Annotated in this window: 11 protein-coding genes and 2 pseudogenes; 5 read left to right on the top strand and 8 right to left on the bottom strand. The window is 38.3% G+C overall.

Annotated features, from left to right (window positions below; genetic code table 11):
- Window positions 1-61: 61 nt before the first annotated feature.
- A pseudogene (locus ACEYW6_RS19085) lies at window positions 62-3352 on the bottom strand (phycobilisome rod-core linker polypeptide); the annotation flags it as partial.
- A gap of 539 nt (window positions 3353-3891) precedes the next feature.
- On the opposite strand from ACEYW6_RS19085, the gene ACEYW6_RS19080 reads away from it, so the two are divergent.
- From ACEYW6_RS19080 to ACEYW6_RS19070, 3 genes are all read left to right on the top strand, one after another.
- Complete coding sequence (locus tag ACEYW6_RS19080) at window positions 3892-4422, top strand: hypothetical protein (RefSeq protein WP_412980974.1); 531 nt, start codon at window positions 3892-3894, stop codon at window positions 4420-4422.
- A 254-nt stretch (window positions 4423-4676) separates the two neighbouring features.
- Entirely contained in the window at window positions 4677-4820 is a 144-nt protein-coding gene (locus ACEYW6_RS19075; RefSeq protein ID WP_412980973.1) for a hypothetical protein, read from the top strand.
- A 107-nt stretch (window positions 4821-4927) separates the two neighbouring features.
- Window positions 4928-5989 carry a hypothetical protein gene (locus tag ACEYW6_RS19070; RefSeq protein ID WP_412980972.1) on the top strand — a complete coding sequence of 354 codons (1062 nt, stop codon included), beginning with the start codon at window positions 4928-4930 and terminating at the stop codon, window positions 5987-5989.
- Between the two features lie 159 nt (window positions 5990-6148).
- On the opposite strand, the gene ACEYW6_RS19065 is transcribed toward ACEYW6_RS19070, so the two are convergent.
- The 6 genes from ACEYW6_RS19065 to ACEYW6_RS19040 form a co-directional block, all read right to left on the bottom strand.
- Window positions 6149-7282, bottom strand: coding sequence for a glycosyltransferase family 2 protein (locus tag ACEYW6_RS19065; RefSeq protein ID WP_412980971.1), 1134 nt, complete (start codon window positions 7280-7282; stop codon window positions 6149-6151).
- A 51-nt stretch (window positions 7283-7333) separates the two neighbouring features.
- Window positions 7334-8107: a glycosyltransferase gene (locus ACEYW6_RS19060; RefSeq protein WP_412980970.1), complete on the bottom strand. Its 774-nt coding sequence runs from the start codon at window positions 8105-8107 to the stop codon at window positions 7334-7336.
- A 26-nt stretch (window positions 8108-8133) separates the two neighbouring features.
- Window positions 8134-9450, bottom strand: a complete 1317-nt coding sequence (locus ACEYW6_RS19055; RefSeq protein ID WP_412980969.1) for an EpsG family protein — start codon at window positions 9448-9450, stop codon at window positions 8134-8136.
- Window positions 9451-9471: 21 nt separating this feature from the next.
- Entirely contained in the window at window positions 9472-10455 is a 984-nt protein-coding gene (locus tag ACEYW6_RS19050; RefSeq protein ID WP_412980968.1) for a glycosyltransferase, read from the bottom strand.
- 57 nt (window positions 10456-10512) lie between these two features.
- Entirely contained in the window at window positions 10513-11991 is a 1479-nt protein-coding gene (locus ACEYW6_RS19045; RefSeq protein ID WP_412980967.1) for a lipopolysaccharide biosynthesis protein, read from the bottom strand.
- 74 nt (window positions 11992-12065) lie between these two features.
- Window positions 12066-14276 carry a GumC family protein gene (locus ACEYW6_RS19040; RefSeq protein ID WP_412980966.1) on the bottom strand — a complete coding sequence of 737 codons (2211 nt, stop codon included), beginning with the start codon at window positions 14274-14276 and terminating at the stop codon, window positions 12066-12068.
- Window positions 14277-15171: 895 nt separating this feature from the next.
- Between ACEYW6_RS19040 and ACEYW6_RS19035 the strand changes: the two genes are divergently transcribed.
- Window positions 15172-16584 carry a sugar transferase gene (locus tag ACEYW6_RS19035; protein ID WP_412980965.1) on the top strand — a complete coding sequence of 471 codons (1413 nt, stop codon included), beginning with the start codon at window positions 15172-15174 and terminating at the stop codon, window positions 16582-16584.
- A 10-nt stretch (window positions 16585-16594) separates the two neighbouring features.
- Window positions 16595-17611: a UDP-glucose 4-epimerase GalE gene (gene galE / locus ACEYW6_RS19030; protein WP_412980964.1), complete on the top strand. Its 1017-nt coding sequence runs from the start codon at window positions 16595-16597 to the stop codon at window positions 17609-17611.
- Window positions 17612-17635: 24 nt separating this feature from the next.
- Here the strand turns inward: galE and ACEYW6_RS19025 are convergent.
- Window positions 17636-17830: pseudogene (locus ACEYW6_RS19025) on the bottom strand (2-phosphosulfolactate phosphatase); the annotation flags it as partial.
- Between the last annotated feature and the right edge of the window lie 108 nt (window positions 17831-17938).

Raw genomic sequence — 17938 nt, 5'->3', positions numbered from 1 at the left:
AATTTATTCCCTATTCCCTAATCCCTAATTTCTTTTCAGTCGCCTGAACACTGCCGAGTTAGTTACCTACTGGCAGAGATGGGAAGCGGTTGTAAGGCACAACATCTTCACCGAAGTAGCGGCTATATTCTGGGCTTTCGACTATTGCTTCTACAGCAGTCGACAAACCACTATCAGCTAGCAGCTTGTGATACTGGCGAATTTCTTCCTGATCTGCGGGTGTACGCCCCAACAGTTGACGGAAGAGGAACTCAATGACCTTGGCATGAGGATAAGGTGACAAGAAGCGCTGGCGATAAATTTGGGAACTGGCTAGTTCACGCACAAACTCCCGCACGGAAATTTCACCATTCTGGAGTTTGCTCTCTAGATCAGGACGGCGGAAATTATCAGGTACTTCACCGCTAAATACATCCAACACTTGGCGGTAGATGGCGTTGATTGCCTGTTGTATTTCGGCTTGGTTGGTGCTTTCCGTTAGACGGTAAATGCGTGCATGTTTACGCACACCCAATTCCACAGTTTGTCCGGTAACGTCGTTGTAGGAACGACCCAGTTCAGCAAAGGAGGGCTTGCTCTGGTTTATACCATTTGTTTGCGCTGAATTTGCGATCGCCTGTGCCAAAAGCGGCGTATCGTTACTAACTCCTACACGCGGTTGCACTGGCTTAAAGCTAGGCACAACTACGTCATCATTTTGCTTGGTAAGCTGGTTGTACAGCTTCTCTGTATTCGGGAAGTTTGCCGCAGGTAAAGTTGGGAAGCGACGGTAAGGCACCGTATCTTCACCAAATACTTGGTTATATTCCACACTATCTACCAATGCACCGATAAAGGCACGAATACCTTGAGTAGCCAAAATCTGGTTATACTTGCGGATTTCTGCTTGGTCTAGTGGCGCACGTCCCAAGAAGTGTTTGGTTCCTAACTCAATCACCTTGGTGTTGGGGTAGGGTGTGTAGAATTCTTTCAGGTAGAGGTTAGAGTAACCCAAACCTTCAATAAACTCCTTCACACTGATTTCCCCATTCCCTAACTTGCTTTCCCACGCCGTAAATTCGTTTTTGGCGATGTAGGGAGCAATATCGCGCTCAAAAATCTGACGATATGCAGCACTAATCAAAGTTTGGACTGCAACTTTGTCACTGGTATTAGCCACCAGTTTAAAGATTTTGGTTTGTTCGCGTTGCTTGCTGACACCTTGGTTAATGCGGAACTGAATATCTGGTTCTGACCGTTTTTCTGTGACTGTACCCAATGTCACAAAACTTGGTGTTACTTCCTTCTGGACTTTCGCCGCAACATCTTCACGAATGGTACCAACGCGCAATTGTCGCCCTGATACACCACCAGGAGTCAGATACCGTTCATAAGGAATTGTATCTTCACCAAATGCTTCGGTGTATTCTACGCTGTTAATAATGGCATCAACCACCGCGTAAAAGCCTTGCTTCGCAGCAATGTCAAAGTACTTATTGATTTCTTGACGACCATAGGTCGGACGACCCAACAAGCGGCGGTGAATATACTCGATCGCTTTACAAACATAGAGCGATGACCAGTACAGATTGCGGAATACATCCGACTTAGCCAAAGCACGGATAAACTCCCGCACAGAGATGTCGCCGTTTTCCAGCTTGATTTCCAATACCTTTGGGCGCTGACCTTCGTAGAGTTCACGACCGAAAACTTGCAGGTAAGCGGCTCTAATCACAGCTTGCGTAGAGCTTTCGGAGAATCTGACACTAGAACCTTTGGCAGCTTTTCTACCAATAGTACCAGGCAGCTGATCTAACTTGAACACCTTAGGTCCAAGAGTCCCAGGAGCTTCACCCCGCGCTTTGGGATTACTATTTTGGTTATTAATCCCTGCCCCTTGGTGAATTAGGATGCGCTTGGTATCCTTGCCAAAAGGAGCCGGACGGGTGCTGGGGTTGCGAGTTTCTTTCGGGAAAATCGCCCCAAATTGAATTTCCAAGGGGTCATTACCAGAACCATAAGGATGTTGGTCTGGTAGTGGTTGTTCGTAAGCAGCAAATGTGGTAATAAACTGAGGTATCTTGCGGAAAGGTGCACTGTAGTTAAACAGGTCTTGCTGCGGCCCCCAGTTGCGACATTCTTGTGCTTCTTGTCCCAGACCCCGCAGATAGGGTACTGTTTCTTCGCCAAAATAGTCGCCGTATTCAGCAGAATCTACTAAGGCATCTACTAAGGCTGGCAGACCACCGTTAGAAATAATTGAGAAGTATTTTTGTACTTCTTCACGGCTACTTGGGCCTCGTCCTAGAATGTGACGGAAAGCCAGTTCAATGACTCGGCTGTTAATAAAAGGCTGGTAAAACTGTTTTTGGTAAAGGGGAGATTTAGCTAGACGACGGACAAACTCTTTCACGGAGATGTCGCCATTTTTCACCTTGGATTCTAGGTCAGATATGGACAAGCTATAAGCACGGGTAATGTCGCGCTCAAAAATTTGCCGATATGCAGCCTTGATTACCTCATTTTTTTCGCTACTTGACAACCCAGTTTTCATCACAAACTTGGGACGCCGTTCTGCCGCATTAAAGTAAATTTGTGGCAGTTGCAACCCTTGCTGGTCGCTAGAGGGGCGTTGGCGGACTTTATTTGAAGGTGTGGCTGCTTTGAATTCTGTTAGCAAAACATCCATGTACTGAGACACAATTTCTGTAGCCTCAGCATCCTTGCGGAAAAAGGAAAGCGACCCGGCTTTGATTTCTTGCAAAGCTACTAGCGTTGCTTCACCAGAGCAGGCATTTTCAATTATTTCCCGCAGACCCCGTGTGTTCACCGCTATGATGTTGGGGTCGCCAGCAACGATCGCATAAGTAGCGTAGCGCAAGAACCAGGATAAATCCCGCAAGCTCTTGGCCATGTTGCTTGGGCCATATCGAGCAATGTTAATTGGTCTGAAACCTGGAGGTGTCGGGCCACTGGGGGATGAGTTAAATATTGAGCGTAAATTTTCTAGGAACCCACCACGACTTTCAACGTAGGTTACAGTTCCCAGTTGCATCCCTTGTTGAACATTAGCACCACCACCACCAGCAGTTACTAGTTCTGCTTCTCTGGGCTTTTCTAAAAAAGCCATTGGCGAACCACCGACAAAAATCCGGTTGGCAGCGCGAGATACAATAATCTCGGCATTATCCGTCAGCGTCTGGGAAATTTCTAGACGCTTTGCACCAGATGCAAAATAGCTTGCCAGTTCATTTAACTCACCACTTCCCAAAAAGCGGTCTTGCTGCTCGGCTTGGGTAATTGTCGCTACAGCTAGGGTTTGATATAGTTGCGGACGCGCAACTGAGCTTCCACCACTTGCCTTAACACTCATCGGATTTGTAAAACTCCCATCATAATCATTTATGTGTTAAGTCTGGGTCGCTTTGAGGCTTGACACATCGGTGCGTCTGTGCTTTATGAGCTTGAGAGTACTGCCTGCAAAACTGCCAGTAAATTAACCCAGTTAGCTTTTAGATTAGAACGTTTTGCGTTCTCAAGGCTGGTTTATTAAGAAGTGTGTAGAACCTGTAGCTTAGATACATCCAGTCTTAAAAGTACATACTCTTGTTTGGCTGAGACAAAATCTAAGTTTTGTAACTAAGTAATAGGGTAAGCATGGTCTACTGATGCCGAAAACCCTTATTGTGATGTTTGTGGCAGTGTCCACTCTACGATTATTACAACTTATACAAAATTTTAGTTGAAACCAAATTGCTTTTAGCAATCTCAGTGGACAGTAGTCATTAGTCAATGTTAAGTTGTTTTTGCTACTAGCAAATGGGTATTGATAAATAACACCACGCTGGAAATAATTTTTATTTTGTGGAGTTTTAAGCATTTGCTATCAGTATTCTTTAACCGGAAAATACTATGCAGAAAAGTTCTAAATTTAACTATTTATTCAATGCTACTCTGTCTGCGATCGCAGTTATTTTAGCTGTCACTCCTGCAAATGCGCTTCCAGAGCAAAACATTAGCACCGTTGTTAAGTGGGCAAAAACGCGATCGCAACTACCAACTTTGAGATACAACAGCGAAGCCCACGGCTATGAGGGTACAAAAGGAAATTTATACTTTTATGCTGAGGTCACGCAAGAAAATGGGACAGTGACCAAAGAAGGAATAACTGTGAGTGGTGACTCAAGCATCAAATTCACCACAAAAAATACCAAAGGAGTCAAACTACTAGAAAATATTTACAATTTAAACATTGCCAATGACTTCAAGCAGTCCCAGTATGTTACAAAAATTGGTCGCGACCAATTTTATCGTGGCAAAAAGTTTGCTTACATCACTGCGGCGGTGCAAGATGGAACTAATTTTCAGATAATTCCCTTGAGAAATTTACAAGATACAATCAATAAAACCAAATACTGCCAAACCCATGAATGTGACATTTGATTAACTCAGAGCTTTGAATTGATGATTGCCAGTTCAGAACTGTACCCCATTGGTTAAACTCACAATTGCCGCAATCTTGCTCACCATCCCATATATAAAATATTAATACCCTCTGTCGGCTCAAGGTGGTTTTTGCTGACAGGACTTTTCCATTTTTTTTGATTTTATGAACAAAGAACAAAGGCGTTAGTCGCCAGAATAAAGCCATAAATTCTGTGGGACTAGTGAGCCAGCACGCGCGATAGGGGATTTTCATGCCACAAAGGACACTTGGTAACGCCTCAAGCGCTCTCTACGATACGCTGCGCGTAGAGAAACTATCACCAGAAGCAGAAGCTCGAATTTTTGCTGAATCTCCAATGCCAAAGCATTTTGATGCTTTGGCACAATGTCTCTAGCTTTGTTCCTAAATTTTTCTGAAACTTGATATTTGATGATCATAACGCGACGTAAATTTATAGCCTTGATTCCTAGTTTCATAGTAGCTAGTACTAGCAGCATACTTTTGAGTTTCAATACCACCAAATATTTAACAGTTCATCGGAAACGAAATTTACCCTTCTTCTTAGGCTGGTATGAACACGTTTACAATATTGATGTTTCAACTCAAGTATCTTCTAAAGGAATTGATCTATTAATACCTTATGTAGGAGAAGCAAACAAGGGAAAAATTCAAGCATTTCTGGATACTTCTAAGAAAGCAGGAGTAAAAGTTTTATTAGAGATTTATCGTCCCCTAGTTGAATCAGAAAATATCTTAGGAGTAAAAAACTTTATTCGTACTTATAAAAATCATCCTTCCGTTTATGGTTGGTATCTTTATGATGAACCAGAGATGAAAAAACCTACACCACTCTCTCCAGATTTATTAAAAAAGGTATACCAAGCTATTAAAGAAGAAGATAAAACTAAGCCAGTTGCTTTAGTTTTTGCTGGCATAAAAAAAATCGAATCTTACGCCGATGCAATGGATATACTGATGTGGGATCGTTATCCTTGCGAGGAGGGAGTTCCAGAATTTGAATGGGTATTATCTTACCGCAAGGCAATGTATAAAGTCATTTCTCTAGCTGATGTTAAAAATAAAAAATTTTGGAACGTACTACAGGCTTATAGCAGTAATCAGTTCAAAAAACGACTACCAACAAAGGCAGAATTTCGCTATATGTTTTATTTATCAGTCCTTGCAGGGGCTGACGGACTGATATTTTGGACGCACTACCGTTCTTCACATTTCTGGAATGAGTCAGTTTTGTATCCTACTATTCAGGAATTTCGAGATTACATTCCTGCAATCGTTAGAGGGGAAGATTCAAATAATGCAGTACAAGTAAATCACTCAAACATAGAAGTTAAATTATTCTCTATTCCTAATACTAAAAATTTTGTGATGATAGTTGTTAATCACAATAATACTCAGAACAATTTCACTGTAAAACTTCCTCAAAAATTATCTCGAAAAGTAGTTATTTTTAATCAAAAGCCTATTGCAAAAAAAATTGCTGAGGGAGGTTTTAGTATTCTTTTAAAAGCTTACGAAGTTAGGTTATATCAAATTGGAATGTAAAACATGATTTGATAAAAATAATTATAGTTGGGATAAGGTATGGGAAAAAGGTGTTTTAGTTCTGTTTAGCTTTCTTCCTATAGTTTGGTTTTATTGTGCCAACTTACTTACGCTATGCTTAATTATTTTGCATATTAATTAATCGATAAATATATTAATTTACCAAGTTTTTACTCTCATAATTTTATGCCGAAATAATTGATATGCATATCCAGTAAAATGAGCAATCGGCATACTTAATAAAGTAGTACCACAAAAAAACCAACGACTAAAAAATGACGGCATTTTATCTTCATCACCTCTCCAAATTTCCGAAGGAAAGCTTTTCCAATATACAAAATTAACTCGTAAACTCTCTAAAAAAGGCAAAAATAAACTTATTGTAATTAATATTTCTACAGGTAAACCTAGCTTGGGAAATAGTAAATCAACAATCAGCAGTAAAATGACAGTAGATATAAATACAAAAGGTATCAAACCCCTCAACTGTGATTGGATTTGGTGTTTTGTACTCGTTAAATAGCGACCTCTGCCATATTTAAAATATTGAATAAATAAAGACTTCCAGTTTTTTCGAGGATAGTACCAGGCACGAATTTTGGAGTCAATATATATTGCTTGTTTATTTTGAGAAATTAATCTTTGATTTAATTCAGCATCTTGATTAGTAATTTGTGTTGTATCAAATGTCTTTTTTAATCTCAAATTTAATTCAGCATCTTCATTAGAACTTGTTTTTAAATTATAGCCTTGTATCTCTAGTAAACTCTTTTTCCAGAAACACCCTAAATAAACTGTATCCGCATAGCCTGTATAGTTCGGATTTCTATATTTAGCTCCACCATTACCAAGAAAACTTTTGGATGCAAGGGAAACACCAGCTTGGAAGGAAGTTTGTGCAACAAAACGCTGCGCTCCACCAACATTGCTAGCTTTTGATTCTAGCAAAGCCTCTATACATCTTTCAATATAGTCAGGTGCATAATCTGAATGGGCATCAATTCTAATAAAAATATCACCTATACATTCAGACAAAATTAAATTAAGACCAGCCGATTGAATTTTATCAGGATTGTGTATTAATTTAACTCGTGCGTCTTTATCTGAGAGTTTTTTGACTATTTCTTGAGTGCCATCATTGCTGCCACCATCAGCTACAAATATCTCAATTAGGTTAGGATAATTTGTTCCTAAAAACCCTAAAACCAAGTTTTCTATATAATTTACCTCGTTATAGGTTGGTATGGCTACAGTTACAGAAGGAAAAGTCTTGACTTTTGGTTCGACTAACATATTACATTTAGCTACGATATTGAATTTATTTTGGAGGAATAACAATTTAAGTTACAAGAATATTTTAATCGGGATCATCAGAAAGCGCATACATGCTTTTAAAAAGCACAAACTATCAGTTTTGAAGCTATTAATAGGAGATAGTGTAAAGTATTTCTTACGTAACTCTCTATGTATCTTATAATGTTTAAAGACTTTTATAGAAGATACACCTGTCGTGTCATAGTAAGAAATTGGAAAATAGAGCAGGTGTGGTTGAGCAATCAAGGAGGCTCTAATATTAAAATCATAATCCATTTCTAAAGTTAACCGCTCATCATATAAGCCGACTTCCTGGAGAATTTTTTGTGAGAAAATAGTAGACTGGTGACAGATAGGATTGCGAGACAAGAATAAGTTTTGATTCCACTGACTGTACTGCTTAATATGTCTTTTTAAGTATTGCTTCCGGCTCATAGAAATAGTTTCTCCAAATGCCCAAAGCCACTTTTGTTTTATATAAGAATCTACAATTTTACTAATTACAACTTCATTAACTAAAGTATCTCCAGAATTTAAGAAAATCACTAAACTACCTGATGATTTCATTAATCCTAGATTAAAAGCATTAGCAATTCCAACACCATTTTGCTGAAATATAGTTACTTGTTTTTCATGATTATATTGATTGACAATATCGACTGTTTCATCTGTTGAATGCCCATCAATAATAATGTGATTTATGTATTTATAATTTTGTATACTAACACTATCCAAAGTTTTAAGTATACAATTTGAAGAATTTTTTGTTAGAGTAATTACGTCAACTTGAATTAGGTTGTGCATTATTTCTTAAACTTATAGAGAGTTATTTACCACCGAGAAATAGCCATATCAATATAATCTATAATAGATGATGTAAATATATGACCTTCTAAGTAATTAAATGTAGGATTTGCACGAGAGTTAGCTTGTAAAAAATAAATAAAGTAACTGAACAATAACGTAACTAAAGTAAGCATAGACAAAAACTTTATTGGTGGTTTAAGATTACTCCTTCTTTCTAAAGGTAAATAGAAGAAAATTCCTAAAAAGGATAGAAGTATAAGACTCAATCTTAAAGGAAGGTAATCAAGATTGCGCGTAAATAAAAATAAAATTGACTGCAATACATAAAGACCTAACATACTTAAGTCTAAACGCTTTTCTTCTAAAGTAAGGCAAGAATTTAAACTTGTCTCAATGTAATTATCTCGTGATAAACTTATATAAAAATAACCAAGAAAGGCTACAAGCACTAAATGAGCCAGGAAACCTATACTCGCCAATTGATTTTTTACAAAAAATGAACTTTTAGCAGCTAAAAAACTAAGTTGGGGAATACTACTAATTCTATCAAATAGAGATGCAATAGTAGCTTGATTCACAGAATATATTAATCCAAATACAAATAAACTAATACTGGTATATTTAAGTAAAGTAATGATTTTATTAAAATATTTATATTGTAATAAGCTATTTACATCAACGAATTGCATGATTATTATAGGTAAATAAAGAAGTATAGAGTAGTGATTTAAAATACTTAAAAGCAGAAATAATATACAATTAACTTTATTTTTTTTAGAAACTAATGCACACAAAAAAAAAGTACTTGACATGAATTGGCGCATTATAAATGCTTGAAGATAAAATGCCGGGTTTAGTAAAATAAAAAATATCAGTAAAGCATAATATTTTTTTGAAAAGCCCTTACAGATTACGAAAAATGTCAGAAAATTAATAATGAAAGACCAAAATAATAGAAAGCCCAGTTCCGAACCATTACAAATAATAAATAATATAGAAGCGAACAAATAAAAACCTGGTTCAAATGGAAAAATGTCTGATTGAAAACATTCTATAGGATTATCACCATTACAATCTCGATATGCTATTAAATATTGCTCAGTATCAGCTTGAATATCTATAAGACAACAAAAAAGAGTGACGGTTACTGCAACTAGCAGAAGTATAGAATTATTGAGTAAGCTGTCTAGGCTATAAGATTTTGAGTTTCTATTGAGAAATACAAATAAAACTAGTGGTAAAACTCCAATTATCGGAATGTTTAGCCATATAATTATTCCAACAAATAGCAAAATATACTTTTGATAGTTGGTTCGGACACTTGATAAGTTAAAATTCATTCTCTAACTCTAATTATATATTTAGGTAATCAAAGTTTTTTGAAATAAACTTAACCAGATTATATGTTCTTCTCTACCCATCCTGATAATAGTAAATAAACTATGAATTTGACCTTTAGTCCAATTCCACATGATCAATGCTTCTGCTTTATTATTCGGATTAATTGAAGCTTTAACATAGCAAGCAATTATTTGCAAAAATCCTTTGAAAATTCTGAGAATAGATACAAGCAACCAAATATAATAAGAACGGTTCCAACGCATAGCAGCAATGTAAGGAGCTGCGGCACCAAAACCATACATTAAGTTAAAAAGATAAGTTTCTGATATGCGCTTTGTGGGGATAAAATGGTGCAGCACACAATCAGGCGTATACCAAAGTTGATAACCTGCATTTAAAATTCGTAAAACTATCTCAGAATCTCCTCCTGCACTTAGCTTTTTCCCTTCTCTATCGTTGAGTAATTGTTTATCTAACCAGCCACTTTTCTCAAGGGCAGTTCTACGAAGAACTAAACCTGCACCTGGAATCTGGTAATTACCCCGATTTAATTGTTTTGAAGTTTCGCCGCGCTCATAGGCTGCAAATTTACCTGAATGTTTGATAAGGATGGGGGAAGGAGTTATTTCCCAATTGAGAACTACTTTGCCACCAAAAGCACCACAATTTGGGCGAGATGCAGCAAATTGTATTGCTTTGTCTATCCAGTTTTCTGATAAAAGGCAATCATCATCAACAAAAGCGAGCCATTCACTAGTTGTATTTTTAATTCCACATAAACGGGCGTGAGTTAATCCTTGTTTTTGCTCTACTATCCTAAACAAGCTAGGTATTCGTTGTAAATTAATGTGTTTTTCAACAACAGCACTAGTATCATCTGTACAGTTATTATCTACAACTAAAACTGTCCATTGATAGCTAGGAGATACTTTTGATAAGGAAAGGGCTGTAAGAACACGATCTAGCAAATTAGCGTTATTGTAAGTACAAATTATTATATCCATGAATACAACCCTGAATTATTTTTTAAGCTTAATAATCATTTATAATAGCTGTAAAGCTTATTTTTTAGCGACGATATATTTTTTGATAGATGAAAATTTGTAGTTATTGCTAATAGCAAACCATGTCAATATAATAGTTGTTTGTATCGAACATATAATACATCTTACTATATAATCATTTGGAAGCTGAAAGCTCAATAATACAACTATAAAAAACCAAATTAATGGAAGCCATAGCCATTTAAACCAGAGAGTATAAGACACAGATAAACGTTTCATTCCAAAGACAGTTACCAGAAAGGTTGTGAGATATCCCAAATTACCTAGAATTGCTCCTATTAAGCCAAAATTATAAGCACCAATAGCGATTAATCCTAGTGACAAAAAACTGCCTAGCAGTTGAATTAATGCACAAGCCTTAACTGCATTTGTTCCTAACAAAGAATAGTAGCCGACTGCATGACACGAATAAAGTGCGTAAATTGCTGTTGCAATACAGAAGATAATTAAGTATTGACTTGCAGTTTGCTCAGAAAATAATAGTTTGAGAATTAAGGGAGAGAGTGTTATGAGAGTTGCTCCCATTCCCAAAGCAACTAATCCATTGATTTGTGTAGCTTGTTTAAGTTGCTGTTCTAGTTGACGCTGATTAATGTTTTGCTGTCCAATTAGATTGCTTAAAGTGGGAAGCAAAGGCTGTACAGGTAATGCAGAAAATGAGTTGATTTGTGCGGTGATATCAGTAATACTTGCATAAACTCCAAGCGCCTGGGTACCTAACAAGCTACCGACAATCAGCCGATCGCCTCGACTAAAAAGCATACTTCCCAATGTGTTTAACCACATCATTAAGCTGTAGCCTCCTACTGCTACTGCTTTGTTTTGATTCCAACTCAGACGCAGGTTCATATTTTGGAGTAACGATCGCACTACCCAGATATGACTGACCAAAGTCACTACACCGATTCCAGCCTGCCACTGCATTAACTCAACTGTGCGACCTCCTAGCCAAACTACAATCAACATTCCGACATTTAGTAGCACAGACTGTATTGTATTCAGCACATTCATTAAGTCATAGCGCTGATGGGCTTGTTCGACACCAATCAAAATTTGTTGCAACAATCGCGCCGCTACTACTAACCCACCAATTTTAATAGCCTGTATAACTTTTAACTGTTGTAACTGACCCAATTTAGGAAATAAATTCATAATCGGTTCAGCACCCATCCAAAGAGCAACTACTGCTAAAGTTGCCAATATTAGCATTACCCCAATAGTGACAGTCAAGGTTTGCGATAGTCCATCAACATCTTTCTTTCCTAAGTCTTGAGAAACAAATACTGTTGTGGCTGTAGAAAGACCTGCTTCAGCTAAAGTAACCATTACCACCACAGCAGAAGCTAAAGTCCATAGTCCATACTCTTCAATTCCCAACAGGCGAATTAGTATAGGAATAATTAGTATGCCTAGCCCTATTTTGATTAATCCTGTTATTGAGTTGTAAAAACCGTTCTTAAGTAAGCTATTTTTCACCAAAAATATTCTCTTTTAATACAAGCATTAACGCAAAAATACTAAAATAGTTAAGTTAAATCACTATCAAGGGATTAGGAAATGTGTATATTGGGAAACTTCAGTTCACCTTTCCCATTCCGTAGCTTGCCGCCGTAGGCATCGCTGCTATTTTTGTCGTAATAACTCTTCTGGTTGTAGTAAATAAAACCGCTATCGGCAGTAACTCCATTCATCACCATTCCCAAAACACGCGATCGCGCTTGCTCAAGCATCATCTTTGTACTCTTAGCAACAGCACAATCAAGCACTCCAGGACGTACAACCAGCAATATCCCATCTGCCATCTTGCCCAGCATCAGTGCATCACCAAACAAACTCAAGGCAGGAGTATCAATAATGACGCAATCATAGTCTTTGGCTGCCTCTTGAATTAACAAAGCCATGCGTTGTGAATCTAGCAATGCTGCGGGGTTGGGTGGAATTGTCCCAGCCGTTAATAGATCCAAGTTAACTAATACTTCTTGGGTGGTGCTACGAAACTCTGCTTGACCAACTAAAACATTACTTAGTCCGACTGGGTTAGATAATTTCCAGATTTCCTGTTGGCAGGAGTGACGCATATCCGCATCTATTAATAGGATTCTGCGTCCCATGTGTGCCTTGGCTACTGCCAGATTTGCTGCTACAAATGATCTGCCTTCACCTGGAGTTGAACTAACTACAGCAATTACTTTTAGTGGTTTATCAGAGATGGTAAAATCCAGGTTTGTCTGAAGCATCTCAAAGGCTGAACTTGCTCCCGAATATGGATTATCTCTGACCGGCAGTTCAACTAAAGCTTCCCCAGCATTTTTAGCTTTTTGACCCAAATGAGGAATCGTACCGAGTAAAGGATAACCTAATAACTGCTGGGCTTGCTCAAGAGTTTTGAGGGATTGATCCATAGCCTCTAACATCAGAGCTAACCCTACACCCAGCAAAATTCCCACAAATCCACCCAGCGCCAGGTAAAGAGCAATTTTGGGAGAAATAGCTTTTTTAGGAAGTAAAGCCGCAGATACTACCCTGGCATTACCGACATTCTGATTTACTACTACTTCGACTTCTTGCGATCGCTTCAGCAGTTCTTCATAGGTAGACCTCGCTACTTGCAACTGTCGCTCTAGCTGCTGCTGTTTTTCTTGCAGTTGGGGTAAGACACTCAATCGTCTTTGGGAAAGTGCGTATGCATTCTGCAAAACTGTAACTCGGTTAGCTAATGCTGACCGTTCTACATCCGACTGTACCAGTTGGGCCAGTAGGGTCTGCTTGAGTTCTCCCATCCCTAAATTCTGCGCTGGTACAGATTTTTCTCTGCCTGCATTCTCAAAAATTCGAATCTCTAGCTGCTTTTTCAGGGCTGCTTCTTTTGCTAATAAATTAGCGATCGCAGGATGTTTGTCTGTATAGCGAGTCTGTTCTACTGCTAACTGATTTTGCACCTGCTGGTATTCTGTTAATACCTCCTGCACAGCTTTTGATTGACTTAAATTCCCCGTATCCACAGCCTGCTGGGAATTCAATCTCAATTGACGTTGCAGAAGTTGTGAGCGAGTCTCAACATCCGTTAAATTTGCCTGAGCTTGGGTAATCTGGTCTGATAAATCCGCGAGTCTGTCCACTCCTTTTGTTGCTTCTTGGTCTAAGGCAATTACCCGATTTTCTTCTTTAAACCGACGCAAAGCTGCCTCTGATTTGACTACCCTTGCTTCAACTTCAGGCAATTGCTTGCTCAAAAACTTCTGTGCCACTGTGGCTTGGGTTTGGTTAATGCGAATATTATTCTCCAGGTAATATCTCATCAGCAAATTCACAACATCTGCGGCTTCTTTGGGATTGCTACTGCTGTAGGAAATCGCCAAAATATCTGTACCCCGGACAATCTTAATTTTGATTTTTTTGAGAAACTCATCTATTTCCAAGGGTATTCCTTGCTTACCTACCAAGTTGAGACTAGTGATAGTTTTTTCAACTATCGGGTTAGAACGAATTACCTCTGCTTCTGTATCCAAAGGGCTACTGAGTTGAGTCACACTGCTCAACTCTCCAACTTGTGCCGAGGGACTTGTCAGCGAAGAAACGCGGTCAGTTTTACTGAAGAGCAACTTGCCTTCTGCTTCATAAATTGGTTTTTGTCTGATGGCAATTAAAGCTGACAGTCCAAAAACAGAGGCAGTCACCGCAGCTATGACTAGCCAACGCCTTTTCAGAATCAGCGAGTATTGTTGCAAATCTGGGGATTGGTCTTCTTGGTTAGAGGGCATGGAATATATTGCGAATATCTGAAATACTTACTAATTTTTCTTCAAAATTTTGGTATCCCAAAATAGTTGTTTGGACATAATTAAATATAATTACTTAAAATTAAGCCGTATAAAAAGTATTTAGTTTTTCTGTAATTTTTAGATTACTTTCCTTTCTATACATCTTTTTAGTTTTATCCCAGAAACATTATCGAAATGTCAAGGTATTTTTTATCCACATTTCTCTGAGATTTTATATTACTTTGACAAGTATTTAAATTAAATAAAACTTTAACCTGCATATAACCTTTTTACTGGTATATAAAGCTACGTAGACTAAATTAAACAATCACTATCTTATTGTATATATGGTTTAAAAATTTTTATTGATCGAGTATTACTACGTAAAGATTTTGCTTGCTCTGCTGTTATTGACTTAACTAGTAATCACGCCTTGAGAAAAACGTAAACTCTTGCAAACAGGGAATATTAGATTACTATATCCTTAATATTTACAATATTTTATACTGCTTGATTAACAGTATTTTACTATACTGAACAATTTTTTACCAAAACTACATCTATATGTCAATACGTATTTTTAAGTAAATTTATGTTAATTAAATTTCAAGTTTATATTGACGATATTCATGGCATCATGCAAATATAAAGCTTGGACAGATAACCTTAGTAAGATGTATGTATTACATACATGCCACGTAAGCGCACTGGCAACTGCCCTTCCAGTCCATAATATTCAATACCCAATTCTTTTGAAAAACAGAGCATTACAAAAGTTTGTTATCTATGTATGCTTTGAAACAAAAGAGCTAATTTTTATACTACTATCATTGAATCTCTTGCTGCCTTTAACAAACAAATAAATACCAGGATACTGAAGAATCAAAAAAAATCAATGACTCTTACAAGTTATGTCAGTTCTCCTGCCAATACTAGGTTGCCAAACATAGTCCGCAGCCTACCAATATTGCTCTTGTTAGGGGATATTTTTGGGTTGCTCATTTGTTTAGCGATCGCACAATGGTTGCGTTTAGATCAACCCTTAAATTGGCTCAATCCATTGCCTTACGGATTTGTGTGCATGACACTTGCAACGTTTTATTTAGCAGATGCGTACCATCCAGATCGGCAAATTGCAGGTTTAAGAGCGCCTGCTCGAATTATTGTTTGTAACATTGCGATCGCATTTTTCGTTTCTGCCCTAATTTACTTGTCAGGTATTGCCCAACATAACCCGGTATCGTGGCGGAGTGTGTTCTTACCTAGCTTGGGAATTTTTACTATCTGGTCAGTAATATTACGCGTGGTAGCAGTGAAATGGGTGCGATCCCACGCTCTGAAAAGTCGTTGGTTGATCCTAGGAGCAGAGGATAATGCCATTAAATTTGCACAAAAATTGCTGGTACTTAATCCTTTAGGAAAGTTGACTGTTCTAGCAGAAGAAAATCAAACAACCATAAACTTACCAAAAAGCAATCTGAGTTATCAGGGAAATCTGAGCGATTTGTCGCAATGGAGTCAAAAATCCTGGTCTGGGGTTATAGTTACAGCCCAGATAAATTTTTCCAAATCTCAAGCACAACAGTTAATGCAGATGCGGTTGCGAGGCATTCCGGTTTACACATTGCCGGATGTATACCAAACATTTTGGTATAAACTTCCTTCATCGCTGCTACAAGATAAATGGTTGGCTTTTAGCGATGGTTTTAACCTAATGCCTGGTTACTTCAGTATGAAACTGAAGCGAGTTATCGATATCATATTAATCCTGTTTTTACTAGTATTAGTTGCACCACTTCTGTTGTTGGTTGCATTACTAATTAGATTAGATAGCCCTGGTCCAGTATTGTACAGTCAGCAGCGAAGTGGGTTGTACGGTAAAGCATTTAGAGTTTATAAATTTCGCTCCATGTATCAAGATGCAGAAAAGTCCGGGGCGCAATGGGCAAGTCAACGCGATCCACGGATCACCAGAATCGGATACTGGCTACGTTTGTTGCGTATTGATGAATTACCCCAAATCTGGAACGTCTTACAGGGTGAAATGAGTCTGATTGGCCCGCGTCCAGAACGGCCAGAATTTGATGTCAAACTTAAAGAAGCGATTCCCTACTATGAAATACGCTATCTGGTAAAACCGGGAATTACAGGCTGGGCACAGGTTATGTATCCCTATGGAGCATCTATCGAAGATGCTTACGAAAAGCTTTCTTACGATCTGTATTACATCAAAAATTATTCCATTTGGTTGGATTTAGCGATCGCCTTCAAAACGATTCGAGTTGTTTTGTTAGGTAAAGGTAGATAAGGAAAAAGAAATGAAGAAGAAAATATTGGTAACTGGCGGTGCTGGTTACATTGGTTCCCATGTAGTTCGTCAACTGGGGGAAGCTGGTTATGATGTCGTAGTCTATGACAACTGCTCTACAAGTTCACCAGCATCCGTACTACACGGGAAACTAATTATTGGCGATTTAGTAGACACCGGGCATCTTTATCAAGTTTTTGCCCAGCATGAATTCAGCGCAGTCTTACACTTTGCCGCTAGTCTGATTGTTCCAGAATCAGTAGCTCATCCCCTCGATTACTACGCAAACAACACCCGCAACACTTTAAATCTGCTGCGCTGCTGTAGCGTTATGGGTGTTAACAAGTTCATTTTTTCCAGCACAGCCGCAGTCTATGGGGAAGTAGAAGAAAATCCTGTTACTGAGTTGAACCCTACACAGCCGATTAATCCTTACGGACGTTCCAAGTTGATGAGTGAATGGCTGATCCAGGACTATGCAGCAGCATCTTCAATGCGCTACGTAATTCTACGTTACTTTAATGTAGCAGGTTCCGAACCACGTGGACTATTGGGGCAAATGTCTCCGAATGCCACTCACTTAATTCGGGCTGCTTGTGATGCGGCACTCAAGCGCAAGCCAGAAGTACGAATTTTTGGTACTGATTTTCCTACTCCCGATGGAACTGCAATCCGAGACTATATCCACGTCGAGGATTTGGCGACTGCTCATTTAGATGCTTTGGATTATTTAGAAAAAAGAGATGAAAGCCAAATTTTCAACTGCGGTTATGGGCAAGGATATAGTGTGCGACAAGTTATAGAAAGAGTCAAGGCTATTTCTGGTGTAGATTTTCCCGTTATTGCCGCACCACGCCGTCCGGGCGATCCTGCCTGTGTTGCAGCTTGTGCAGATAAAATCCGTAAGGTTTTGGGCTGGCAGCCGAAGCACGATGATTTAGACGAAATTATCGACACAACTATTACTTGGGAAAAACAGAGGAGTAACTTGGCAAAGCAAAGGCATCTAAATATGGCGTATGCATAATTAAATTAAAACTCTGACAGCTAATTAACTTTGTACTTTGGAATTCACATAAGCATTATCACCAAATAAAGGCACACAATCACTGATGTTAAAGGCGGCTGATAATTCAACATCTGCCTCAAAACCTTTTTCAATCAACTCTTTACCAGAACTGCATTTTTTCAAGTACCCCAGTAAATCCTGCTGGAAAGTCTGAAATGTTGTCACAGCAACTTCAGCTTCTGGTGATAAACTGCCATGTAAATAACTAAGAGGGTGTTTATAAAATAAATATTAAGCAGGCGAGCAACAATGATTGCGGGCTAATCTACGTAACATAAGATTTGT

This window comes from Nostoc sp. UIC 10607, from assembly GCF_047228265.1.
In the GTDB taxonomy this organism is placed as follows: Bacteria; Cyanobacteriota; Cyanobacteriia; order Cyanobacteriales; family Nostocaceae; genus Nostoc; species Nostoc foliaceum_A.
This window is presented reverse-complemented; position numbering and strand designations above follow the sequence as displayed.